The sequence below is a fragment of the Catellatospora sp. NPDC049133 genome (genome assembly GCF_040648455.1).
Taxonomy (GTDB): Bacteria; Actinomycetota; Actinomycetes; order Mycobacteriales; family Micromonosporaceae; genus Catellatospora; species Catellatospora aurea.
In genome coordinates, this window is sequence record NZ_JBEZDT010000011.1 from 215,647 (window position 1) to 239,593 (window position 23,947).

Annotated in this window: 20 protein-coding genes, 1 tRNA gene and 1 pseudogene; 11 read left to right on the forward strand and 11 right to left on the reverse strand. The window is 71.8% G+C overall.

The genetic code is table 11. The features are described from left to right. Positions 1 to 2: 2 nt before the first annotated feature. From AB0B35_RS15395 to AB0B35_RS15410, 4 genes are all read left to right on the forward strand, one after another. Positions 3 to 944 carry an ROK family protein gene (locus AB0B35_RS15395; protein WP_361045420.1) on the forward strand — a complete coding sequence of 314 codons (942 nt, stop codon included), beginning with the start codon at positions 3 to 5 and terminating at the stop codon, positions 942 to 944. Beyond that, positions 944 to 2,029, forward strand: coding sequence for an N-acetylglucosamine-6-phosphate deacetylase (gene nagA / locus AB0B35_RS15400; RefSeq protein WP_361045501.1), 1,086 nt, complete (start codon positions 944 to 946; stop codon positions 2,027 to 2,029). The genes AB0B35_RS15395 and nagA overlap by 1 nt, the downstream gene beginning before the upstream one ends. Next, a complete protein-coding gene (locus AB0B35_RS15405) occupies positions 2,029 to 2,874 on the forward strand; it encodes a class II fructose-bisphosphate aldolase (RefSeq protein ID WP_361045422.1) in 846 nt (281 codons plus the stop codon). The genes nagA and AB0B35_RS15405 overlap by 1 nt, the downstream gene beginning before the upstream one ends. A gap of 70 nt (positions 2,875 to 2,944) precedes the next feature. Continuing rightward, on the forward strand, positions 2,945 to 3,817 hold the full coding sequence (locus tag AB0B35_RS15410; protein WP_361045425.1) for a pyridoxal-phosphate dependent enzyme: 873 nt from the start codon (positions 2,945 to 2,947) through the stop codon (positions 3,815 to 3,817). 22 nt (positions 3,818 to 3,839) lie between these two features. Here the strand turns inward: AB0B35_RS15410 and AB0B35_RS15415 are convergent, their stop codons facing one another. The 3 genes from AB0B35_RS15415 to AB0B35_RS15425 all read right to left on the reverse strand — a co-directional run bounded on the left by AB0B35_RS15415 (position 3,840) and on the right by AB0B35_RS15425 (position 7,413). After that, entirely contained in the window at positions 3,840 to 5,057 is a 1,218-nt protein-coding gene (locus tag AB0B35_RS15415) for an APC family permease (RefSeq protein ID WP_361045504.1), read from the reverse strand. 179 nt (positions 5,058 to 5,236) lie between these two features. After that, positions 5,237 to 5,911 (reverse strand): phosphatase PAP2 family protein, encoded by a 675-nt coding sequence (locus AB0B35_RS15420; protein WP_361045428.1) that lies wholly within the window; start codon positions 5,909 to 5,911, stop codon positions 5,237 to 5,239. 158 nt (positions 5,912 to 6,069) lie between these two features. Further along, positions 6,070 to 7,413 carry a serine protease gene (locus AB0B35_RS15425; protein ID WP_361045430.1) on the reverse strand — a complete coding sequence of 448 codons (1,344 nt, stop codon included), beginning with the start codon at positions 7,411 to 7,413 and terminating at the stop codon, positions 6,070 to 6,072. Positions 7,414 to 7,535: 122 nt separating this feature from the next. Here AB0B35_RS15425 and AB0B35_RS15430 point away from each other — a divergent pair. Further along, positions 7,536 to 8,741, forward strand: a pseudogene (locus tag AB0B35_RS15430) (DUF4032 domain-containing protein); the annotation flags it as partial. A 316-nt stretch (positions 8,742 to 9,057) separates the two neighbouring features. Then, a complete protein-coding gene (locus AB0B35_RS15435) occupies positions 9,058 to 9,819 on the forward strand; it encodes a phospholipase A2 (RefSeq protein WP_361045433.1) in 762 nt (253 codons plus the stop codon). Here AB0B35_RS15435 and AB0B35_RS15440 read toward each other — a convergent pair. Beyond that, positions 9,731 to 11,515 carry an NAD-binding protein gene (locus AB0B35_RS15440; protein ID WP_361045435.1) on the reverse strand — a complete coding sequence of 595 codons (1,785 nt, stop codon included), beginning with the start codon at positions 11,513 to 11,515 and terminating at the stop codon, positions 9,731 to 9,733. The two genes, AB0B35_RS15435 and AB0B35_RS15440, sit on opposite strands and share 89 nt — an antisense overlap. Before the next feature lie 165 nt (positions 11,516 to 11,680). On the opposite strand from AB0B35_RS15440, the gene AB0B35_RS15445 reads away from it, so the two are divergent. Then, positions 11,681 to 13,513, forward strand: coding sequence for a hypothetical protein (locus AB0B35_RS15445; protein WP_361045437.1), 1,833 nt, complete (start codon positions 11,681 to 11,683; stop codon positions 13,511 to 13,513). Positions 13,514 to 13,584: 71 nt separating this feature from the next. Here AB0B35_RS15445 and AB0B35_RS15450 read toward each other — a convergent pair whose 3' ends face one another. The 3 genes from AB0B35_RS15450 to AB0B35_RS15460 form a co-directional block, all read right to left on the reverse strand. Further along, a complete protein-coding gene (locus AB0B35_RS15450) occupies positions 13,585 to 14,118 on the reverse strand; it encodes a GNAT family N-acetyltransferase (RefSeq protein ID WP_361045439.1) in 534 nt (177 codons plus the stop codon). 129 nt (positions 14,119 to 14,247) lie between these two features. Next, complete coding sequence (locus AB0B35_RS15455) at positions 14,248 to 14,622, reverse strand: hypothetical protein (RefSeq protein WP_361045442.1); 375 nt, start codon at positions 14,620 to 14,622, stop codon at positions 14,248 to 14,250. Between the two features lie 149 nt (positions 14,623 to 14,771). Beyond that, positions 14,772 to 14,847: transfer RNA gene (locus AB0B35_RS15460), tRNA-Thr, on the reverse strand. A gap of 265 nt (positions 14,848 to 15,112) precedes the next feature. Here AB0B35_RS15460 and ugpC point away from each other — a divergent pair. Both ugpC and AB0B35_RS15470 read left to right on the forward strand, forming a co-directional pair. After that, positions 15,113 to 16,204, forward strand: coding sequence for a sn-glycerol-3-phosphate ABC transporter ATP-binding protein UgpC (gene ugpC, locus AB0B35_RS15465; protein ID WP_360530862.1), 1,092 nt, complete (start codon positions 15,113 to 15,115; stop codon positions 16,202 to 16,204). Between the two features lie 104 nt (positions 16,205 to 16,308). Continuing rightward, a complete protein-coding gene (locus tag AB0B35_RS15470; protein WP_361045443.1) occupies positions 16,309 to 17,700 on the forward strand; it encodes a class II fumarate hydratase in 1,392 nt (463 codons plus the stop codon). A 158-nt stretch (positions 17,701 to 17,858) separates the two neighbouring features. Here AB0B35_RS15470 and rlmB read toward each other — a convergent pair whose 3' ends face one another. The 4 genes from rlmB to AB0B35_RS15490 form a co-directional block, all read right to left on the reverse strand. Beyond that, entirely contained in the window at positions 17,859 to 18,980 is a 1,122-nt protein-coding gene (gene rlmB / locus AB0B35_RS15475) for a 23S rRNA (guanosine(2251)-2'-O)-methyltransferase RlmB (RefSeq protein WP_361045446.1), read from the reverse strand. Further along, positions 18,980 to 20,395: a cysteine--tRNA ligase gene (gene cysS, locus AB0B35_RS15480; protein ID WP_361045449.1), complete on the reverse strand. Its 1,416-nt coding sequence runs from the start codon at positions 20,393 to 20,395 to the stop codon at positions 18,980 to 18,982. Before cysS ends, rlmB begins: the two co-directional genes overlap by 1 nt. 136 nt (positions 20,396 to 20,531) lie before the next feature. Then, positions 20,532 to 21,197, reverse strand: coding sequence for an HAD family hydrolase (locus tag AB0B35_RS15485; RefSeq protein ID WP_361045451.1), 666 nt, complete (start codon positions 21,195 to 21,197; stop codon positions 20,532 to 20,534). A gap of 25 nt (positions 21,198 to 21,222) precedes the next feature. Further along, positions 21,223 to 21,951, reverse strand: coding sequence for an HAD family hydrolase (locus tag AB0B35_RS15490; protein ID WP_361045453.1), 729 nt, complete (start codon positions 21,949 to 21,951; stop codon positions 21,223 to 21,225). Between the two features lie 42 nt (positions 21,952 to 21,993). On the opposite strand from AB0B35_RS15490, the gene AB0B35_RS15495 reads away from it, so the two are divergent. Together AB0B35_RS15495 and AB0B35_RS15500 are read left to right on the forward strand one after the other, a co-directional pair. Beyond that, the gene (locus tag AB0B35_RS15495; RefSeq protein WP_361045455.1) at positions 21,994 to 22,611 is read left to right on the forward strand and encodes a helix-turn-helix domain-containing protein; all 618 of its coding nucleotides are present in this window, start codon (positions 21,994 to 21,996) and stop codon (positions 22,609 to 22,611) included. A 458-nt stretch (positions 22,612 to 23,069) separates the two neighbouring features. Continuing rightward, positions 23,070 to 23,774 (forward strand): hypothetical protein, encoded by a 705-nt coding sequence (locus AB0B35_RS15500; RefSeq protein ID WP_361045457.1) that lies wholly within the window; start codon positions 23,070 to 23,072, stop codon positions 23,772 to 23,774. The last annotated feature ends 173 nt before the right edge of the window (positions 23,775 to 23,947 follow it).

Genomic DNA, 23,947 nt, shown 5'->3' on the forward strand with positions numbered 1-23,947 from the left:
GCATGACCGCGCACCAGCCTGACGACGTCGTCGTCTCCATCGACGTGGGCGGCACGGGCATGAAGTGCGCCCTGGTCGACGTCGCCCACCGGGTACGCCACACCGAGCGCCACGCCACCGGCCGCGAGCGCGGGCCGCAGGCGGTGCTCGGCACCATCCTCGACGTCGCCGCGGGACTGGCCGCGACCGCCGCCGAGCGCGGCTGGCGGCCCGTCGGCGCGGGCGTGGTCGTGCCGGGCATCATCGACGAGGCCAACGGCATCGCGACCTACTCGTCGAACATCGGCTTCCGGGACGTGCCGCTGCGCCGTGAGATCGCCGATCGGACCGGTTTGCCCACCGCGGTCGGCCACGACGTGCGGGCCAGCGGCCTGGCCGAGGCCCGGCTGGGCGCGGGCCGTGGTCGCCGGCACGTGCTGGTGGTGCCGATCGGCACCGGCATCGCCGCCGCGCACGTGGTCGACGGCACGGTCATGGCGGGCGCGCACGGCGCGGCCGGGGAGATCGGCCACATCGTGGTACGCCCCGGCGGCCCGCTGTGCGGCTGCGGCCTGCGCGGCTGCCTGGAGGCGCTCGCCTCGGCCAGCGCCGTCGAGCGCCGCTACACCGAACTCGCCGGCAGCCCCGCCACCGCGGCGCAGGTCGCCGCGCGGCTGACCACCGACCCCCACGCCGACCAGGTATGGGCGGAGACCGTCGACGCGCTGGCCGACGGGCTGCTCACCGGCCAGGCCCTGTATGACCCGGAACTGGTCGTCATCGGCGGCGGCCTGGCCGAGTCCGGCGAGGCCCTGCTGGCCCCGCTGCGCGACGCCCTGGGCAAGAAGGTCACCTTCCACCGCGTGCCGGAGATCGTGCGCGCCGAACTGGGCGACGAGTCCGGCTGCCTCGGCGCGGGCCTGATCGCCCTGGACCTGATCGAGCGCACCGAGGAGAAACCGTGATCAACGGACGGATCGTCACCCCCGAGGGTGTCGTCGAGGGCGCCCTCCACCTGGACGGAGATCGCATCGCTTCCATCGAGGCCGGCACACCCGCCGCGGACCGGTGGATCCTGCCCGGGTTCGTGGACATCCACAACCACGGCGGCGGCGGGTTCACCTTCACCACCGGCGACGCCGCGGCGGCCCGGAAGGCGGCCGCGTTCCACCTGGGCCATGGCACGACCACGCTGCTGGCGAGCCTGGTCTCGTCGCCGTTCGAGCTGATGCGCGACGCGGTTCTCGCGTACGCGCCGCTGGTGGCCGAGGGCGTACTGGCCGGCGTGCACTTCGAGGGGCCGTACCTGTCGCACGCGCGCTGCGGCGCGCAGAACCCCGAGTTCCTGCGCGACCCGTCGCTCGACGAGCTGACCGAGATCATCAAGCTCGCCGACGGCGTGCTGCGCATGGTCACCATCGCACCGGAGCGGCCGGGCGCGCTCGACGCGATCCGGCTGCTGGCCGAGCACGGCGTGGTCGCCGCGGTCGGGCACACCGACGGGTCGTACGCCGAGGTCATGGCCGCGGTCGAGGCCGGCGCGACGGTCGGCACGCACCTGTTCAACGGCATGCGCCCGGTGCACCACCGCGAGCCGGGCCCGATCGTGGCGCTGCTGGACTCCCCCACGGTCGTCTGCGAACTGGTCGCCGACGGCGTACACCTGCACGACGGCACCCTGGCCTTCGCCGCGCACAGCGCGGGCAGCACGCGGGCCGCGCTGATCACCGACGCGATGACCGCGGCGGGTATGCCCGACGGCGAGTACGACCTTGGCGGCCTGGCCGTGACCGTCGCCGAGCGGGTGGCCCGGCTGGCCAACGGCAGCATCGCCGGCAGCACGCTGACCATGGACGCCGCGGTGCGCCAGGCGCTCGGCGCGGGCCTGCCCATCACGGATGTGGCGGCGATGGCCGCGACCACCCCGGCCCGGGTCCTCGGCCTGGCCGGCGAGCTGGGCGCACTGCGTCCCGGCCTGCGCGCCGACCTGGTCGAACTGGACGCCGACCTGCGCGTGGTCCGCGTCATGAAGTCGGGAGCGTGGAGCTGATGGCCCTGGTCCCCACCGGGAAGCTGGTCGCCGAGGTGGCCGTCGGCGGCACCGGTGTCGCCGCGTTCAACGTCATCACCCTGGAGCACGCCGAGGCGATCACCGCCGGGGCGGCCGCCGCGGGCCGGCCGGTGATCCTGCAGATCAGCGAGAACGCGGTGAAGTTCCACGGCGGGCAGCTCGGCCCGATCACCGCCGCCGCGCGCGCGGTCGCCGAGCTGGCCTCGGTCGACGTGGCGCTGCATCTGGACCACGTGGAGTCGGTGGCGCTGCTGAAGCAGGCGCCCGAGCACGGCTTCTCGTCGGTCATGTTCGACGCCTCGACCCTGCCGTACGCGGAGAACGTGGCCGCTACCAGGGCCGCGGCGGAGTTCTGCCACGAGCACGGACTGTGGCTGGAGAGCGAACTCGGCACCGTCGGCGGCAAGGACGGCGCACCGCCGCTGGGCGCGCACGCTCCCGGCGCGCGCACCGATCCCGCCGAGGCGGCCGCCTACGTCGCCGAGACCGGGGTGGACGCGCTGGCCGTCGCGGTGGGCTCCTCCCACGCGATGACCAGCCGGGACGCCGCCCTCGACCACGACCTGATCGCTGCCCTGAAGAACGCCGTCACGGTCCCCCTGGTGCTGCACGGCTCGTCCGGCGTCGGCGACGCCGAACTGCGCCGCGCGGTCACCGGCGGCCTCGTGAAAATCAACATCGGCACGGCCCTCAACATCGCCGCGACCAGCGCCGTCCGCGAAGTCCTCGCCACCGACCCGAAACTCGTCGACCCGCGCAAGTACCTCCGCCCCGCCCGCGACGCCATGTCCGCCACCGTCCAGCACTTCCTCACCCTGCTCTGACCCCCTCCAGGCGACGATCTTGCTCGGATGTCCCCACGACAGGATGAATCAGTCACGGAAGGGGCCGCTCGTGCAAGATCGTCGCGGTGGGGTGGCCGTGGAGGAGCTGCGCGACGAGCGGCTCGGGCGGGTCGGGGTGACCTTGCTGTTGGTTCGCGACGATCTGGTCGACCTGGAGCTGCCGGGCAACAAGGCGCGGAAGCTGAAGTACAACCTGGTGGAGGCGCGGGGGCACGGCTTCGGCACGTTGTTGACGTTCGGCGGGGCGTACTCGAACCATTTGCGCGCGGTCGCCGTGGCCGGTCGCCGCCACGGGTTCCGGACCATCGGCATCGTGCGCGGTGAGGAGCACCTGCCGCTCAACCCGTCCCTGGCGTACGCCGCCGCGCAGGGCATGACCCTGGCCTACCTGGACCGGGAAACGTACCGCCGCAAGCACACCGACACCGTGCTCGCCGAGCTGAAGCGGGCCTGGGGCGAGTGCTACGTGATCCCCGAAGGAGGCAGCAACGCCCTCGCCGTACGCGGCTGCGCCGAACTGCCCGCCGAGATCGACGTCGAGTACGACGTACTCTGCTGCCCGGTCGGCACCGGCGGCACCCTGGCCGGCCTAGCGGGCGGCCTGACCGGCGACCGGCGGGCACTCGGGGTCGCCGTGCTCAAGGGCGCGGGCTTCCTCGTCGACGAGGTCACCGAGCTGCAGCGCCAGACGTTCGGCACGGCCACGGCCAACTGGCGGATCGACCTGGACCACCACTTCGGCGGGTACGCCAAGCGCACCCCGCAGCTCGACGCGTTCGTCGCCGACTTCCACCGCCGCCACGGCCTCGTCCTGGACCCGGTCTACACCGGCAAGCTGCTCGCCGCCCTCTTCGACCTCGCCGAGCAGGGCGCGTTCGCACCGGGCACCCGCCTGGCTGCGGTGATCACGGGCTCCGGTTGACGCTCCACCTGGTGGTGCACCGTCAGCCCTTGCGGCGCGCGACCGCGTACGCGAGCACGCCGAGGGCGAGCATGCCCGCCCCGGCCAGCACCGTCGGCTCGGGCAGGGTCATCGCGAGCACGATGCAGCCGATCAGCCCGAGCGCCGCCACCGCGCGCAGGTGTCTCGGCCCGCCCAGGCTCCACGCGGCCGCGTTGGTGATCGCGTAGTAGGTCAGCACCGCCACGCTGGAGAAGCCGATCGCGCCGCGCACGTCCGCCGCCAGCACCACCGCGATGATCACCGCGGCGACGGCCAGCTCGGCCAGCCACGGGGTGGCGTACCGGGCGTGCACCGCGGACAGGCGCGACGGCAGGTCGCTGCGCCGGGCCATGGCCAGGATCGTCCGGCCGACCCCGGCCAGCAGGCTGAGCAGCACCCCGCACACCGCGACGCCCGCCCCGATCCGCACGACCGGCACCAGGCCGGGCGCACCGGCGGCGGCGACGACATCGGCCAGCGGTGCGGTGGACCTGGCCAGCGCGGGCATGCCGAGCACGGACAGGCAGACCAGCGCGACGGCGAGGTAGACGAGCAGCACCACCCCGAGCGCCACGGGCACGGCCCGCGGGATGGTGCGCTCCGGGTCGCGGACCTCCTCGCCGAGCGTGGCGATCCGGGCGTACCCGGCGAACGCGAAGAACAGCAGCCCCGCCGCCTCGAACGGCCCCGCCGGACCGGCCGCGCCGGCTTCGGCCGCCCCGCCGCCCCACAGCCCGACCCCCACGGCCGTGATCAGCACGAGGAGAGTGATCGCGACGAGCACCCGGGTGGCGACGGCCGTCTTCGTGACGCCCCGGATGTTGATCAGAGTCAGCACGACGACGGCCGCGACCGCGACCGGCCGGGCGTACGCGGGCCACAGGTAGTACCCGATCGTCAGCGCCATCGCCGCGCAGCTCGCCGTCTTGCCGATGACGAACGCCCAGCCCGCCAGGAACCCGGTGAACGCCCCGAGCTGCTCGCGGCCGTACACGTAGGTGCCGCCCGACTCCGGATACCGCGCGGCCAGCCGCGCCGACCCGGTCGCGTTGCACGCCGCCACCACCGCCGCGATCAGCAGCGCCAGCATCAGCGCCCCACCGGTCCCCGCGGCGGCGGCCGCCGGCCCCCACACCACGAACACACCGGCGCCGAGCATCGCCCCCAGCCCGATGACGACGGCGTCGCCGAACCCCAGCCGCCGCGCCAACGTCGAGATCACGCCCGCAGGCTAGCCCGCCCGAGTTGAGGAAAGGAAGGGCACCTTCTTAACGCTATATGTATAGGAAGGGCACCTTGTTAACCTTCGACCTGCGGAGCACCAGGTCAGCGGCGGTTTCCGGAGCTCGGCACGCGGATGGACCGGGTCAGCGGGCGGGCCAGGCGCGGGCGGCCGGGTCAGCGGGCCGGCGGCAGGATCGCGTCCCAGTCGATCCGGTGGATGATCCGGTCGAGCAGCAGACCCAGCGCCAGCGCGGCGAGCCCGTCGGTGACCCAGTGGTGCGACAAGTACGTCGTCGTGCACAGCACGATCACCGGCGGTGCGACCCGCATCCAGCGCACCAGCGTCGGCGGCAGCCGCCACAACCGCGAGGCCAGGATCACGATGATGCCCCACCACACGATCGCGTTGACGACGTGCCCGGACGGGTACGAGTTCGAGTACGTCACCGCCAGCGGGTTGAACAGCTCCACGGCGTTGGGCAGCGCGCTGCTCGGCGCGTCCCGGTGCGTCCACAACTTCAGCGGCCCGATGGTGAGGTACGTGAGCAGGAAACCCGTGACCCCCGGCAGCAGCACCCGCCAGTCCCGGTAACGCACCAGCAGCGTCACCGTCAGCCCACCCGTGATGATCCACATCACCAGCCAGCCCTGCCCGAGGTAGTTCAGCACCCGCGCGACCGCGTGCGCCCAGCCCGGCTGGTGGCTCTGCACCCAGTCGCGTACGCCCAGGTCCAGCCCTTCGGTCGCGCCACGCGCCGCCAGCACCGTGATCAGCGCCAGCACCGCCACCAGGGCGACGTCCCACCACCAGCTGTCGAACCGGCTCAGCCGCCGCGTCGGAATCCGCACCGGCCCACTATGCCTGACCGGCCCCGCGACCCGGCATTCCTGCACCGCCCCACCACACGGCCTTCACCCCGAAATCACCCCAGGTGATCATGAAGTTGTGGCAACGACTCGCCGACGACCCGTGCCACAAGTTCATGATCAACCTACGAAAGCAGCGGTCAGAGCAGCGCGCCGAGCTTTTTGGCGACGAGTTCCATGCGGACGCCGGAGTTGGGGCAGCCGCCGAAGTGGTGCAGGGCGATGACCTTGTTCGTGCGGCGGGACAGCACCGGGGAGCCGGACGAGCCGCCCTCGGTGTCGCAGTAGTAGGAGATGTCGGTGTCGTCGGCGTAGCCGTCGTAGTCGTTGCTCTCCACCGCGCAGTTGCCGGCCCGGTCGCGGTCGCTGCTGATCGCCACCATCGCCGGCGCGCCCGCGGGGTGCTGCGGGATGTAGAGCTCCTCGCCCTTGGCCGGGCGGCGCAGGTCCAGCTCCAGGTAGCCGAACTTCTCCACCAACGGGAAGTCGGTCACCGAGAACAGGCTGAAGTCCAGCGTCTTGTCCGTGGTGATCAGCTCGCTCAGCCACACCTTGGTCGGCCGGAACACGTCGTACCCGCCGCACTCGGCGCACTGGTAGTTGAACCACACCTCGACGTCACTGGTCTCGCTCTTGTCGGCGACGCAGTGGTTGTTGGTCAGCAGCAGGTTGCGCGGCCCGACCCGCCAGGCGGTGCACAGCTCCACGCCGCCGATCAGCATCCGGGCCACGGCCTTGGCGCGCCGGTAGACCACCGGCTCGGTGGTGCGGTAGCAGACCGCGTCGGCCTTCTGGTCGGAACCGCAGATGGTCTCCTCCCGGCCCGTGCGTGCCTGCGCCCGCTTCGCCTTCTGGTACGACGCGGACGCCGCGGCCCGCTCCGGCTCGGTGTGCCCGCGGCTCACCTTGTCGATCACCACCCCGAGCTTGGCGACGGTGGCGCCCAGCCCGAGCAGGTCGAGGTCCGAGCTGTGCAGCTCGACCAGGGCGGTGTCCCCGGTCACGGACATCGCCCAGCGGCCCGCGTTGCCCAGCACCGAGCCGACCGCGTCGCCGTCGATGCGGTGCACCTCGGTGCGCTTCGGGTCGCTGACCGTCAGATAGTCGCCGGGCAGCAGCAGCAACTGCGAGAAATGCACCTTCACGTACTCGGCCCCGGGGTAGCGCAGCGTCGTGCTGCGGTCCGCGTCGAGGTAGCCGAGCACCGCGTGCGCGGACTCGACCCGGCCGGCCTCGGCCCGGCCGGTCCGGTGCGGGCTCGCGTCCTCGCCGCCCATCGCGGTGACCGGGGCGACGGCCCCGGCCCCGGCACCGGCCGTCGGCGCGGCCACCTGCTCGGCGTCCTGCACCGCGGTGATCATCGATCGGGTGTCCTCCGGCCGGGCGGCGGGCGGGGCTCCTCCACCGAGCACCGCGGCCCCTGCGGCCGAGGTGAGCGCCAACACGGCAGAGATTCCCATCACCAGCGCGACCGTACGGCGCATGCGACCAGCCTCCTGAACGACTCCGGACAAGCTCCCTACGTGCAACGACGCAGCACTGTGGCCGGTGCCTCGGCCGAAAAGAGGATTCGCGGCAGCTGTACGTGAATCCGTAGGCTGTTCGGGTGCGGATCACCTCGGCCCTCGTCGACCCAGCCCTGATCGATCTACCCTGGTCAACCCCACTGGAGGAGTGGCCGGCCGACCACCTGGTCGCGCTGCCCCAGGGCATCTCCCGGCACGTGGTCCGCTTCGTCAAACTGCAGGGCACGGTGTACGCGGTGAAGGAGACCCGCGAGAAGATCGCCGAGCGGGAGTACGACCTGCTGCGCGCACTGGAGCGGATCAGCGCCCCGTCCGTCGAAGCGGTCGCGATCGTGGCCGACCGGGTCGCCGCCGACGGCGAGCACCTGGAGCCGGTGCTGGTCACCCGCCACCTCAAGTTCTCCCTGCCGTACCGGGCGCTGTTCTCGCACACGCTGCGCCCCGACACCATGAACCGGCTGCTGGACGCGCTCGCCGCGCTGCTGGTGCGCATGCACCTGCTCGGCTTCTTCTGGGGCGACTGCTCGCTGTCCAACACCCTGTTCCGCCGCGACGCGGGCGCGTTCGCCGCGTACCTCGTCGACGCCGAGACGGGCCAGCTGCACCTGCGGCTGTCCCCCGGCCAGCGCGGCGAGGACCTGGAGATCGCCCGGACCAACATCTTCGGCGAGGCGCTGGACCTGCAGGCCGCGGGCCTGCTGCACGAGGGCATCGATCCGGAGCACGTCTCCGACGAGGTGGTGCGCCGCTACGAGACGCTCTGGCACGAGCTGACCCACGAGCAGGCAGTCGAGACCGACACCCGCCGCCAGATGGACAAGCGCATCCGCCGCCTCAACGAACTCGGCTTCGACGTCGAGGAGGTGGCGATGTCCGTCGTCGAGGAGGGCGGGCACCGCAGCATCATGCTGCGCCCGAAGGTCGTCGACGCCGGCCACCACACCCGCCGCCTGCTCCGCCTGACCGGCCTGGACGCCGAGGAGAACCAGGCCCGCGCGCTGCTCAACGACCTCGACGCGTACCGGGCCGAGTCCGAGGACCTGCCCGACGAGGCCCAGGCGGCGCACCGCTGGCTGACCGAGGTGTTCGAGCCGGTGATCCGCGCGGTGCCGCCGCACCTGCGCGGCAAGCTGGAGCCGCCGGAGCTGTTCGTGCAGATCATCGAGCACCGCTGGACGCTGAGCGAGAACGCGGGCCGCGACGTCGGCCTCGCCCCCGCGGTGCAGTCGTTCCTCAACAACGTGCTGGTGCACCGCCCGGACGAGCAGGCCGTGCTCGGCTACGACCCCGACGAGGAGCCCGACCCCGACCTCATCCCCGACGACGACATCGCCGAGGACGACGACCTGGCCGCCCGCTGACCGTTTCACGTCGACGACGTCCACCCGTTCGCCGACCCGCCAGCCATCGACGTCGGCCTATCACATCGAATCCGGGTCACGGATTTCCGATGCGATCGACCAGCGCCGATTTAACTCGGGTGGGTGACGAGGTTGGGCGATCAGCAAAACCGCAGGTAGCGTGGCTGCCCGGTCCGGACGCGCCGCTCTGCCGAGCGGCGTGGCAACCCGTCGGGCCGAGCACAGCGAAAGGGTCGCGACGATGCGATCACGGCCGCGCCTGGCCGCCCTCGCCAGGCTCTCCGCCGAGCGGGCCGGACCCGACGGCCGGAGCCACCTGCCGTCCGCCGGGCGGCGACCGCTGCCAGGCTGGCTGCGTTCGCTGCTGGTGCTCGGCGTCGGCATCGCCGCGGCACTGACCGTCGCGACACCCGGCAACGCGCAGGCCGGCGCGGACGCCGCCGCGACCCACATGATCCACGCCCTGCCCGCCGGTGATCTCGCCGCCGTGCCGGAGGACTTCCCGCAGGTCATGCACTACACCCCGGGCACCGCCCGGCTGGCCGACGGCTCGCTCCGCGTGATCAACCCGACCGGCTCGTGCTCGGTCCCCGGTGAGGGCCGCCCATTCGACTTCGCCACGGCCTGCAAGGCCCACGACTTCGGCTACGACCTGCTGCGGTACGCGCAGCGCCGGGGCGCACCCCTGGACCCGACCGCCCGCGCCGACATCGACCTGCTGCTCGACCACGACCTGCGGGTGCAGTGCGTCGCCGACTCGACCCCGGCCAGCTGCGACGCGACGGTCGCCCTGTTCGCCGCGGGAGTCGGCTTCAACTCCTGGCGTCAGGTCTCCGGGCCGCCCGTCGACACGTCCGGGCTGCCGCGCACGGCGGGCCTGGTGCTGCTGGCCCTGGCCGGTGGCGGCTGCCTGGTCACGGCGCGCTCGCGCCTGCTCCCTGCGCGATCGGGTCCGCGTCGTCGTCCGCGCCGTTTCCGGCGGCCTGGCGCATCAGCCGGCTGAGCCCGTCGCGGCTGGCGACCACGGTGATCCGGTCGCGCGCCTGGAGCACCCGGTTGGGCGCGGGCCGCCACAGCGGGCGGGGCTCGCCGAACTCGGCCAGCGCGATCACGCGTACCGCTCCGGCCAGGTCCGCGACGGCCACCCGCTGCCCGGCGAGCTGCGAGCCAGCGCCCACCACGACCTCCGCGACGAGCAGCACCCGGCGTTCGACCGAGATGGTGCCGATGACCTCGCGTTCCATCAGCGCCTCGGCGAAGGCCGGTGCGGCCAGGTAGGAGACGCTTCGGGTGAACCTGATGCTGAACGTCTTGCGTACCCGCGCGGCGAGGTCGCCGTCGAACAGCCGGACCAGCACCCGCAGCTGCGGCTGGAGGTTGCGGCCGTGCAGCGCCGCCTCCAGGTTGATGACATCGTTGCTGGCCAGCGTCATCAGCGCCCGGCAGTTCTGTACGTGTGCGGAGCGCAGCGTGCTCTCCCGGCTCGCGTCGCCGATGATCAGCGGCACGCCGAGCTCTCTTGCCAACGGCACGCCGCGCGCCTGCTCCTTGATGTCGATCGCGACCACCGGGATGTCCCGGTCGTAGAGCAACCGCAACACCCGGGTGCCGACGTTGCCCAGCCCGACCAGCACGACGTGGCCGTCCTCGGGCAGCCGCAGCCGCCCCTGCGCCACGGCGAGCCGGGCGTTGACGGCGCCCTCGACGACCATCGCGGTGATCAGCGGCACCAGCGCGAGCCCGGCCAGCGCGACGAGCAGTTGCAGCACCTGCTGCCAGCCGGGGATGTCCGCGTCGAGCTGCGGGCCGCCGAGCGCGTTGACCAGCGTGACGTACACGCCGTCCCAGAACGAGGCGACCTCCGGCCGGGTGCGCGCGAACGCGAACCCGGCGCCGATCAGGATCAGCAGCACCACCGCGACCGCGATGCGGAACTGCCGCGAGATCAGCGTCTTCGCCGTGTCGACGACCGCGGGCAGCCGCCAGCGGCGGGCATTGCGGCGCACGGTGCGCGCGACGGTGGTCACCGTGTCGGCGACGCTGTCGGCCACCCCGCTGCTCACCCGCGCCTCGGCCAGCACCAGGTCGGCCCGGCCCGGGTCGGCGGGCAGCAGGTCCGGCGCGGTGCCGCCGGTGGTCGTGTCCACCAGCCCGCAGACCACGTCGTCGGGCGCCACCTCGGCCCGCCGGGCGACCACGAGGGTACGGCCGCCGACCGGCAGCGGCACCGCGTTGACCTCGTCGAGCGCGATCGCGACCAGGGCCGGTGACGCGATCTCGGCGTCGGACAGCACCCGGGCGTTGCCGAGCAGCTCCTCGATGCCGCGGCCGAGGTGGGAGTTGTACATCCGGACCACCAGCCGCAGCCCCGGCACCAGGTCACGAGCCTGCAGCGCGACGTGGATGTTGCCGACGTCGTCCTGCACCGTCAGCGCCAGCCCGATCGCCGTGGCGACGTCGGCCTTGACCAGGGCGCGCTCGTCCACCCGATCGACCACGACCACGCGCACCCGCGGCAGCTCACCGAAGTCGCGCGCGTCGCGCCTCTGATCGGGAGTCATCAGCACCACCACGTCCACGCCGTAGCGTGTGGTCAGCTGCTCGGCGAGGCGGTAGGCCAGGCCGTCCGAGCCGTTGATCACGAAGTGGTTGTTGCGGGCACGACGGAGGTTTGCCACGACCGAGGAGGGGGTCAGCACGCCCGGATGCTATCGACCGAGCACCACCCGTACCACCCCTGAGGGATCGCCGAACATGCCTTTCCCGCGACGATATGCCCCTTTTGGTCGTTGCTCCATCAGACGAATGCACCAAGCAGCACCCTGCCGTTCGGGGTGCACCGGTCAGCAATCGAATGGATGGACATGAACAAGTGGTTCTACCGTGCCGTCGGCGCCGTGGGCGTGGCGGGCGGCGTCATGCTTCTCGGCAGTGGCGTCGCGCACGCTGAAACGGTCACCGAGGCCCAGCCGACCGCCGATCTTCAGGCCATGCGAGGGCTGGTCGCCGATCTCCTCTCCCCGACGGGCGGCCTGAACAACCTCGGCCTGTCGATCGACATGCCCGACACGAGGCTGAACGCAGGGCTGCTCGCAGACGGCCCGCTCTCGATCACCCGCGGCACCGGCGAAGTCGGCGTCACCGCGTACGCCCCCGGGGTGCAGGACATCTCGCTCACCGGCAAGGCGCCGGCCCTGACCCGCGCGCTGCCGAGCACCGACCTGCTCAACAGCACCGGCCTGCTCAACGGCGCCGGCAAGGAGGAAGCGCTGCCCGGCCTGGACAGCGTCACCGGCATGCTCTCCGGCGGACCGCTCGGCGGCCTGCTCGGCGCCCAGCCCGGCGGCAGCCCCATCGGCGGCCTCTCCAACGGGCCGCTCGGCGGCATCGCCACCGGCCTCATGGGCGGCCCCGACGGCGGCGGCACCCTCGGCGGCCTGCTCGGCGGAGACGGCGGCCCGCTGGGCAGCCTCACCGGCGGCGGCGGCGGCCCGCTCGGCGGACTCACCGGCGGCGACGGGCCGCTCGGCGGCATCACCGGCAGCCTGGGCGACCTGACCGGCGGACTCAGCGGCGGCCTCAACGGCAGCGCCAAGGCCGCCGATCCGCTCGCGAGCCTCACCGGCGCGCTCGGCGGCGACGCCCTGGGCGGTCTCACCGGCGAGCGCAACGACCTGTCCGGGCTGCAGCCCGCACCGCTGCCCGCCCCAGCCGGCCCGGCCGTCGGCACTCCCCAGGACAGCTTCGGCGAATGGCTCGGCGAGACGCCCACCGGTATGCCGTCCGGCATGCTCGCGCGCCAGATCGACCCGCTCATCGACACCGACGCGCTCGACCCGTCCGACGCCCAGGGCATCACGCTCGAACCGGCGCTGTCCCAGCAGGTCGCCGACGCGACCTCGCAGATCGTGCCGGCCCTCATCGCCGACGCGATGGGCCAGCCGAGCGCCGACGACCTGCTCGCGACCGAAGGCATGCCCACCGCCGAAGGCCTGCCGTTCGTCGACAAGCTGCCCATCCTCAACGGCGTGCTCGGCAACGGCGGTCCGCTGGACAGCATCCTGGTCGTCGGCGACATCGCCAAGCAGGTCCCCGGCGTACGCGACCTCGCCAGCGGCAAGCTCAGCCTGGACACCGTGACCAAGCTCCCCGTCGTCGGCGGCATGCTCACCGGCGGCATCGTGCAGGGCGGCAAGCCCGGCACCGCACTGCCCGTCGTCGGCTCGCTGCCGATCGTCGGCGACGCGCTCGGCAAGATCACCGGCGGGCTGTCCGGCATGAGCCCCGGCCGCGGCGCCAACCTGCTGAACCCCGAGCCGACCCTCGACACCCAGCTGCCCGTCGGCCAGCAGGTCTCCGCCCCGGCCGCCCAGCCCCAGCACGTCGGCCGGCACCGGGCCACCGAGCGCCCGATCGCGGGCGAGGACGCCGAGTACGCGGAGTCGGCCACCACCGAGGCCGCGCTGCCCGGCCTGCCCAGCCTGCCCGGCCTGGGCGAGCTGCCGCTGCTGGGCAGCCTGACCGGCGGCGCCGGCGCGGGCGGCCTCGGCGTGGGCAGCCTGCTGGGTCAGCTGCCGCTCGTCAACGACCTGCCGATCCTGGGCAACATGGCCACCTCCATGGAGGTGCTGCGCGCCCTGCCGGTCGTCGGCACCGCCGCGGGCCTGCTGCCGCTGGAGAGCGACACGCTCATCTGACAGGCGTATGTGGCGAGGGGGCGGATGCGAAACACATCCGCCCCCTTACTTGTCGCACGGGCTTCGGCGTGTCAGAGCCGTCTCGTGGTGAACAGGGTGGTTCCGCGAACCGGGTCCACTTCCGTCCGCTCGGTCTCGGTGAACCCGAGCTTGGTCAGGACCCAGCGAGAAGCGGTGTTCCAGTCCCAGACCGTGGCCCACAGGCACTCGTAGCCGGACGATCTCGCCCAGTCCAGCACCGCCAGCGCGGCCTCGGTGGCGTACCCCTGGCCCCATACCCGGCGCAGCAGCTCGAACGCCAGTTCCGGTTCGCCCTCCAGTCCTCGTCCGTCGACCAGCCCGCAGTAGCCGATTACGTCGCCCTCCGCCTTGCGCTCGACCGCGAGCAACCTGGTCGACCACAGCTCGTCGGTGCGGATCGAATCCTTAAGCTCCGCGAGGGTGGGGTGCCCGGCCGCGTCGATCCGGCGGTGCGGCGGCACTCGGGGATCACGTTCGGTCCACAGCTCACGCTGGACTGCGGCCTCGGCCACCCGCCAAGGTCTGAGCAGCAGGCGATCCGACTCGATTACCACCTCGCGGCCCGGAGTCACTGAAGCTGCCATGACGGCAACTCTTCCACGGGCGACGTCTTGTCATGCCCTTGAGCTGAGCTCAGGCGGTGAGGCCGGCCAGGGGACTTGGACCTTTGAGCTTCCGGTCAAGCGGTGCGTCCGCGCACGAACATCGAGCGATCAGTCCAGGCACTGGACGTGCACCACGATGTTGTGCAGTTGCCTGCCACCGAAGTCGCGGTGTATCACGGTCAGCTTGACGCGATGATGATCAAGCGAGATGGGGTCGTCGTTCTCGCTCTTGAGGCAGGCCGGGTAGCCGTCACGTACCGCGCCGGTGCTGTCCTGCCACTTGGCTTCGAGCACGTCGTAGAGGGTGGGGTCGCCTTCCGGATCGGGAGCCGCCCCGTCGGCTTCGAACTGGATCTCGCGGCTCGTCTCGTTCGACGCGGTGACCGTTCCAGTGAGCATATGCGCTGTCGCCGTATGCGGGTCCATAGTCAGTCGAGCCAGCCCGAGCCCGGCGGCGATGCCGCAGGCGGCTGCGATGACCACGGCGAGGAATACCCGGTTTCCGCCGCGTGAGTCGGCACGGGGAGCTGTCACCCCGGTGATGGTAGGCGAGCGGAACGTGCTTTCACATAGGCGATCGCCAGTGGATCGGACCGGACGAGCCCGGTTCAGTGCCTTCTGAACTGCGACGGTGGAGCCGACCAGGGGACTTGAACCCCTAACCTTCCGATTACAAGTCGGGTGCGCTACCAATTGCGCCAGGCCGGCATGCACGGCTCAGGAGCGGCCGTACCCAGCGATGGTACGCGCCGTACGTATCAGGTCCGCTACCGGATTCCCCGGAGTTTCGTACCGATCATCACCATAGCGTCCGTTTTGCCTGGCAGACGCGTTCCACATGATGATCCACGGGCTTGTTTACAAGCCGTTACGCGGCTACTTTGGCGAACGCCGGGTTCGTGAAAACGTGGCCGGCACTTCACTTTCACTCGGATCGTCCGGCACGTTCCTGCCGGTGGAAGGACACACCCCCGTGGCTACCGTCACCTATGCCAAGGCGTCCCGGATCTACCCGGGCACCGACCGCCCCGCCGTCGACCAGCTCGACCTCCAGATCAACGACGGCGAGTTCCTCGTCCTCGTCGGCCCGTCCGGCTGTGGCAAGTCCACCAGCCTGCGGATGCTGGCCGGTCTCGAGGACGTCGACCAGGGCGCGATCTACATCAACGACAAGGACGTCACGAACCTCCCGCCGAAGTCGCGGGACATCGCGATGGTCTTCCAGAACTACGCCCTCTACCCGCACATGACGGTGTACGAGAACATGGCGTTCGCGCTCAAGCTGCGCAAGACCCCGAAGTCGGAGATCGACGTCCGGGTCAAGAAGGCCGCGCAGATGCTGCAGCTGGAGGAGTACCTCAACCGCAAGCCGAAGGCGCTCTCCGGCGGTCAGCGCCAGCGTGTCGCCATGGGCCGCGCCATCGTGCGTGAGCCGCAGGTCTTCCTCATGGACGAGCCGCTGTCGAACCTCGACGCCAAGCTGCGCGTGCAGACCCGTTCGCAGATCGCCACGCTGCAGTCGCAGCTGGGCATCACCACGGTGTACGTCACGCACGACCAGGTCGAGGCCATGACCATGGGTCACCGGGTGGCCGTGCTGCTCGACGGTGTGCTGCAGCAGTGCGACACCCCGCGTGCCCTGTACGACCGGCCGTCGAACGTGTTCGTCGCGGGCTTCATCGGCTCGCCGGCCATGAACATCAAGACCGTGCAGCTGACCGACGCCGGCGCGGTGTTCGGCCAGATGGTGCTCCCGCTCACCCGTGAGCAGGTCGCCGCGGCGCAGGCCGAGGGCGGCAACGGCCAGGTCACCGTGGGCTTCCGCCCCGAGGACTCGGACCTGGTGGGCGCCAGCGAGGGCGGCATGCCGATCGTCGTCGACCTGGTCGAGGACCTGGGCGCCAACGCCAACGTGTACGGCCACGCCGCGATCAACGGTGGCGAGGAGCGGTTCGTGGTCACCACGACCCGTCAGGCGATGCCGAGCCTCGGCGACACCGTGTTCGTCAAGCCGGTGGTCGGTAGCCACCACGCGTTCCACGCCGCCTCCGGCGTGCGCATCTGACGCAGGCAGTAAGCAGGAGGGGCGGGACCGGAAACGGTCCCGCCCTTTTGTGATGTGCGTGCCGATCTTCGGTTACCCGTACTCCAGGGGGTAAGCATGGAGCCATGACGGAGTATCGAGTCGAGCACGACACGATGGGCGAGGTGCGGGTGCCCGCCGACGCCCTGTGGGGCGCGCAGACCCAGCGGGCGATCGAGAACTTCCCGGTGTCGGGGACGGTCCTGCCGTACCCCCTGATCATCGCTCTTGCCCAGATCAAGGCGGCGGCGGCCGAAGCCAACGCGGCCACCGGCGACCTGGACGCGCAGACCGCGGGCGCGATCGCCTCGGCCGCCCGGGAGATCGTCGAGGGCGACTTCGCGGAGCACTTCCCGCTCGACGTGTACCAGACCGGTTCGGGCACCTCGACCAACATGAACATGAACGAGGTGCTGGCCCGCCTGGCCGGGCAGCGGCTGGGCCGCACTGTGCACCCGAACGACCAGGTGAACGCCTCGCAGTCCAGCAACGACGTATTCCCGTCGGCGATCCACCTGGCCGCGCTGCGGCTGGTGGCGTACGAGCTGCGCCCCGCGCTGCTGGAGCTGGAGCAGGCGCTGTCGCGCAAGGCGCGGGAGTTCGCGCACGTGGTGAAGTCGGGTCGCACCCACCTGATGGACGCCACGCCGGTGACCCTGGGCCAGGAGTTCTCCGGCTACGCCCAGCAGGTGCACCGCGCCGCCGAGCGGGTCGCGTCGACCCTGCCGCACGTCGCCGAGCTGCCGCTGGGCGGCACCGCCGTCGGCACGGGCGTGAACGCGAGCGCCGAGTTCCGCCGCGAGGTGTACCGCCGGCTGGCCGCCGACACGGGCCTGCCGGTCAAGGAGGCCGAGAACCACTTCGAGGCGCACGGCGCCCGGGACGCCCTGGTGGAGCTGTCGGGTCAGCTCCGCACGGCGGCCGTCAGCCTTTACAAGATCGCCAACGACATCCGGTGGATGGGTTCCGGACCCCGGGCGGGCCTCAGTGAGCTGCGCATCCCCGACCTGCAGCCCGGTTCGTCGATCATGCCGGGCAAGGTGAACCCGGTCATCTGCGAGTCCGTGCGCCAGGTTTGTGCGCAGGTCATCGGCAATGACGCCGCGGTCGCCTTCAGCGGCTCGCAGGGCGACTTCGAGCTGAACGTCATGCTCCCCGTGATGGCCCGCAACCTGCTGGAGTCCATCACGCTGCTGGCCAACGCGAGCCGCCTGCTGGCCGTCAAGTGCGTCGCGGGGCTGCAGGCCAACGAGGAGGTGGCCCGGCTGTACGCCGAGGGCTCTCCGTCGATCGTGACGCCACTCAACCGCCACATCGGGTACGAGGAGGCGGCGGCCGTCGCCAAGCAGGCCCTGGCGGAGAACAAGACCATCCGCCAGGTCGTCGTGGAACGGGGCCACGTGGAGGCCGGCAAGCTCACCGAGGAGCAGCTCGACGCGGCCCTCGACGTGCTCGCCATGACCCGCCAGCCCGACTGACCGGCGGCCTGGGCCGCTCACCCGGCCGACGGCTCGGCCGACGCGCCGCCGCGCCCCCGTTCACCAATAGACACTGGCCTATCACATCGCCTCCGAGTCGCGGAAACTCGATGTGATAGGCCAGTGTCTATAAACGCGCCGCGCGAACGCGGCCCCGGTCACGCCGCCCGGCGTCGGGCGACCTCGGCCAGGGCCACGGCCGCTGCCACGGACGCGTTGAGCGACTCGACCTCGGACACGATCGGGATGCTCACCCGCATGTCGCACGTCTGCCCGACGAGCCGGCCGAGACCGCGCCCCTCCGACCCGACCACCACGACCAGCGGCCCGACCGCGGCCTCCAGCTGGTAGAGGTCCGTCTCCCCGTCGGCGTCCAGCCCGACGACCACGAAGCCCTCCGACTGCGCCTGCTTGAGCGCCCGGGTCATGTTGGTCACCTGCGCCACCGGCAGCCGCGCCGCCGCGCCCGCGCTGGTGCGCCAGGCGGTCGCGGTGATGCCCGCGGCCCGCCGCTCGGGCACGAAGATGCCCTGCGCGCCGAACGCCGCCGCGGAGCGGATCACCGCGCCGAGGTTGCGCGGGTCGGTGACCCCGTCCAGCGCCACCAGCAGCGGCTCCGGGTGCTCGATCGAGGCGGCGAGCATGTCGTCGAAGGTCTCGTACGCATACGGCGGCACCTGGATGCCGATGCCCTGGTGCAGCACGCCGCCGGTGAGCCGGTCGAGCTCGGCGCGGCTGACCTCCAGGATCGGGATGCCCCGGTCGCCCGCGGTGCGCACGACCTCGCTGACGCGCTCGTCGATGTCGATACCCTGGGCCACGTAGAGGGCGGTCGCGGGCACGTGCGCGCGCAGCGCCTCGTTCACCGGGTTGCGGCCGACGAGCAGCTCCGGCGCGTCCTTCGGGGTCAGCGACTTGCGGCCGGGCGCGACCCGCGGGCCGCTGCGGGTCGGAGCGCCGCCCCGGCCGGCGGGGGTGCGCTTGGTCGGCGTGCCCTTGCCGCCGCTGCCGCGGCCCCAGGTGGTGTCCTTGGTGCCGGGCTTGCCGATCTTCGGGGCACGCCCCTCGGCGGCGGCGGCCTTGCGCTCCTTGTCCTGCTTCCAGGCGGTCTTCGAAGGCAGCTTCTCGGTGCCCGAGTAACCCTTGTGCCACGGACGCTCGTCAGCGGGCAGCGTCTTGCCCCGACCCTTCAGGGTGTCCTTGCCCTTGCCACCCGTCCCCTTGACGGCGGTCTTCTTGCTGACCTGGCGTATGTTCCGGCGTTGCGAGTTGCCCGGCATTACAGTTCACTTCCGATCGTCCAGCGTGGACCGTGCGGGGTGTCCTCCACCACGACTCCGGCCTGTTTGAGCTGATCCCGCACGGCGTCCGCGGCGGCCCAGTCCTTGCGTCCTCGTGCGGCCGTGCGCTGCTCCAGGGCGAGCGCGACCAGCGCGTCGACCGTGCTGCGCAGCCCGCTGCCGCCCTTGCTCTCGGCCCAGGCTACGTCGAGCGGGTCGATGCCGAGCACGCCGAGCATGGCCCGGACGCTGCCCAGCGCGCCCGCGGCGGCCTTGTCGTTCCCGGCGGCCAGGGCGGTGTTGCCCTCGCGCACCACTTCGTGCAGGGCCGCGAGCGCGGCCGAGGTGTTGAGGTCGTCATCCATCGCGGCGGTGAAGTCGGCGCACAGCATCGTCGGCTCGACGACCCCGACCAGTTCCACGGCCCGCTGCACGAAGCCCTCGATGCGGCGGTACGCCGTGGCGGCCTCCTCCAGCGCGCCCCAGCTGAAGTCGATCCGGGCCCGGTAGTGCGGGGAAAGCATGTAGTAGCGCAGGTCGACAGGGCGGATGCCGCGCTCGACGACCGCGTCGAGGTCGATGACGTTGCCCAGCGACTTGCTCATCTTGGCCTCGCCGAGGTTGAGCAGGCCGTGGTGCACCCAGAACCGGGCGAACGCCAGCCCCGCCGCGCGCGACTGGGCCTGCTCGTTCTCGTGGTGCGGGAAGACCAGGTCGAGGCCGCCGCCGTGGATGTCGAACTCCGCGCCCAGGTAGCGCTTGGCCATCGCGGAGCACTCGATGTGCCAGCCGGGCCGACCGCGGCCCCAGGGCGAGGGCCACTCGGCGTCGTCGGGCTCCTCGGTCTTCGCGCCCTTCCACAGCGCGAAGTCGCGGGGGTCGCGCTTGGCCCGCTCCGGGCCGTCGGGCGCGGCCAGCATGTCGTCGGGCCGCTGCCCGGACAGGGCGCCGTAGTCGGCGAAGGAGCTCACGGAGAAGTAGACGTCGCCGCTGCCGTCGTTGCTCGGGTACGCGTTGCCCCGCTCGATCAGCTCGGTGATCAACTCGTGCATCTCGGGCACGTGCCCGGTGGCCCGCGGCTCGTACGTCGGCGCGAGCACGTTCAGCGCCCGGTACGCGGCGGCGAGGGTCACCTCGTTGGCGTACGCGATCGACCAGAACGGTCGACCCTGCTCCAGCGACTTGGTGAGGATCTTGTCATCGATGTCGGTGATGTTGCGCACGAACACGACGTCGTAGCCCGAGTGGATCAGCCAGCGCCGCAGCACGTCGTAGTTGACGCCCGAGCGCAGGTGGCCGATGTGCGGGCCGGACTGCACGGTGAGACCACACAGGTACACGGAGGCCTGACCGGGAACGCGCGGCACGAAGTCGCGCACCTGTCGGGTCGCGGTGTCAAAGAGTCTCAACGTCACCGGACAAGGATAGTCAATGCGGGGCGGTCCATCGCGACTGCAACCACCGCAACGCTTCAAGCTCATCCGGATCGACGGCGATTCGGTCCTCACGGCCATCAGAGCCGGTGACGCCGATCACCGCCGCCCGCTCGGCTCAAGTGTTGAGGGAGGCCACCGCGTCGGGCAACTCGGCCAGGTCCGAGATCACCACGTCGGCGCGGACCGGTCCGGGTGCGGGGGCGCCCGACCGGTTCAGCCAGACGGTACGCAGACCCGCGCCCGCCGCCCCGGCGACGTCGTGCTCGTAGGAGTCGCCGACGTACACGACCTCGTGCGGCTGGGCCGACGCCGCGGCGAGCACCGCGTCGAAGAAGCCCCGGGCGGGCTTCTTCGGCACCCCGTTCTCCAGCGCGTACAGCTCGAACGCGAAGCGCCCGCCGAGCCCGCACCGGCCGGCCAGGCTGTTGGCGTTGGTCGCGTACCCGAGCCGGTAGTCGCGGCTCAGCTTGTCCAGCACCGCGGCCACCCCCTCGAACGGGCGCGAGTTGGCGAACCGCACCTCGAAGAACAGCTCCAGCCACCGGTCCAGCTCGTGCTCGCGACCGGCTCGGGCCAGGGTGTGCCGCATCGCGGCGGCCCGGATGTCGCGCGCGGGGCGGTCGGACAGCAGCGTCCAGTGGTCCTCGGCGTCGGCGGCGAACAGCTCCAGGGTCAGCGCCGGGTCGGCCACCGCGGCGGTGACCGCCCCCAGGCCCGCTGTCACGGCGGTGTGGATGTCCACCAGCGTGTCGTCGGCGTCGAAGGCGACAGTTGTGATCATCGGTACACGTTAGCGGAACCGCAGGTCAGCGCCCTGCACCGCCACTCGCAGAGGGTACGCCGTCCCATGTCGCGGGACGGCGGGCGAGCCTGCCCACTCCCTCCGGCAGTTGCGCCAGGCGCTCGACCGTCAGGTCCGGCACGACGGGGCCGGGCAGGTCGCTTCCGGCGCGGTTCACCCAGACCGTGCGCATCCCGGCCGCGGCCGGGGCCTCGACATCGTGGTGGTAGTTGTCGCCGACGTAGACGATCTCGTCCGGCTTCGCGCCGGCGGCCGCGACGACCGCGGCGAAGAACTCCGGCGCGGGCTTCTTCGGCAGGCCGTCCTGGTGGGCGTACAGCTCGAAGGCGAACTCGCCGCCCAGCCCGCACCGCCCCGCCGTCGAGTTGCCGTTGGTCGCATAACCCAGCAGGTACACCGCCCGCAGCTCGGCCAGCGTCGCCAGCGCGTCCGGGAAAGGCCGGGTCTGCTCGTACCGGTGCCGGAAGAACAGCTCGTAGTGACCGTCGAGGTGCCGTTCCAGGCCGAACCGGGCCAGCGACCGGCGCAGCGACTCGCGCCGGATGTACGGGACGGGCGCCCCCGGGTCCTCGGCGAACACCTCCTGCCAGCTCTCCCGCAGGTGCTCGCGGGTCAGCGCCAGGCCCGGCTCCAGCGCGCGCAGGCTGCCGAGCACCTGCTCCAGCGCGTAGTCGACCGCCGGTCGCAGATCGAGCAACGTCTCGTCCGCGTCGAACACCACCGCCTTGATCACTCCGCCACTCTAGTCATCCCGGTCGACGCCTACGCTTGGCGCGTGGACACCGCACAGACGCTCGACCGCGGGCTGCGCCTGCTGACCCTGGTCGCGGACACCCCGGGCGGGCTCACCGTCACCGAGGCCGCCAACCGTCTCGGCGTCGGGCGCGCCGTGGTGTACCGGCTGGTCACCACGCTCACCGAGCACTCCCTGGTACGCCGCGACTCCGGCGGGCGGCTACGGCTCGGCGTGGGGCTGCTGCACCTGGCCCGGCGCGCCCAGCCGCTGCTCGCCGACGCGGCCCTGCCCGCCCTGCGCCGCCTCGCCGACCAGGTCCACGCCACCGCGCACCTCACCGTCGCCGACGGCGACGAGGCCGTCGCGGTGGCCGTCGTCGAACCCAGCTCGACCATGTTCCACGTCGCCTACCGCACCGGCTCCCGGCACCCGCTCGAGTCCGGCGCGGCGGGCCGCGCCATCCTCTCCGACGCCGAAGGCTGGACCGTCTCCTCCGGCGAACTCCAACCCGGCGCGTACGGCATCGCCGCCCGAGTCCACGCCGTCGAAGGCCTCCGCGCCTCCGTCGGCGTCGTCGCCCTGGCCCCCCTCGACGCCCCCACCGTCGGCCCCCTCGTAGTAGCCGCCGCCACCACCATCACCACCGCCCTCTCCTGACCCGCCCCCTTCTTTGCCGCACCGCCGTGGGGCCGTGCGGCCGGGCCGCATGAATCGTCCGACTTGCCTGGCACCTGTGCGTATCGTGAAGCCGCATTCGCCCAGATGCCTGGCAAGTCGGATGACCATGGTGAGTCGCGGGACCTTCGTGCGCGGCGCGTTCGTCCACAACCGTCCACAGGCGATCCACATGGTTATCCACAGGGATGGGGCCGGTTATCCACAGGGCCGTGCACAGGGTCCGCGAATGTGAGGCACGCTGTGCGGCGTGCGACGTGTCGATCGACCCAGACAACTGGCCTGGCAGGTGTTCCGCGGGTCCGACGCCCTGCGGGAGGGCCTGCTCACCGCCGAGCAGCTGCGCGGGCGGAATTGGACGAGCCTCGGCTACAACGTCTTCGCGGACAGCCGGCTCGACCGCGACCATGAGCTGACCTGCCGCGCGCTAGCGCTCGGCCTTGCCCCCGACGGCGTACTTCGCCGGCCCGTCGGCGGCGTTCCTGCACGGTGTCGAGCACGCTGCCGCGTTCGGCGACCCGGCCCACCTCGTCGTGCCCGCGGGCACCCGGCTCAACCAGCGCAAGCACGCGACCGTACACCGTATGGTGCTCGGTGAGGACGAAGTCGAGATCCGCCGCGGACTACCCGTCACCCGCCCGCTGCGCACCTGCTGGGATCTCGTGCTCTGGCTGGACCTCGTACCCGCGGTCACGATCATCGACGCGCTGCTGCATGCCAAGTTGGTCTCGGTCGACGAGCTCGGCGAGCTGGCCCGCGACCGCTTCGGCCGGCACGGAGCCGCCCGGGCCGCGAGGGCGTTCGGGCTGGTCGACGGCCGAGCGGAGTCGCCGCAGGAGTCACGCCTGCGGGTTGGCCTGATCCGCGCCGGGCTGCCCCGACCCGAGTTGCAGCATCCGGTCGCAATCGGCGGCCGCGTGCTTCACCCCGACCTGGCCTGGCCCGAGTTCAAGGTCGCCATCGAGTACGACGGCGAGTGGCACGACGCCCCCGACCAGTTCCACCTCGACCGGCGGCGGCTCAACCTGCTCGTCAACGAAGGCTGGATCGTCCTGCACGTGACCAGTCGACGCATGCGCAACGACTTCGCAGGTGTCGTCCGCGAAGCCAAGACCGCGCTCCGCTCCCGCGGTTGGCACCCGTGATCTGCCCCCGACGCCCTACCGACGGCCCATGATCGCCCGACTTGCCTGGCACCTGTGCGAATGGCGCTTCAAGATACGCACAGGTGCCAGGCAAGTCGAATGACCTTGGTGCGCTACGCGCCCGGACCGCGCCCTACGCGCCGCGCGCGACCGACCCGCGGCGCGGCCGACGC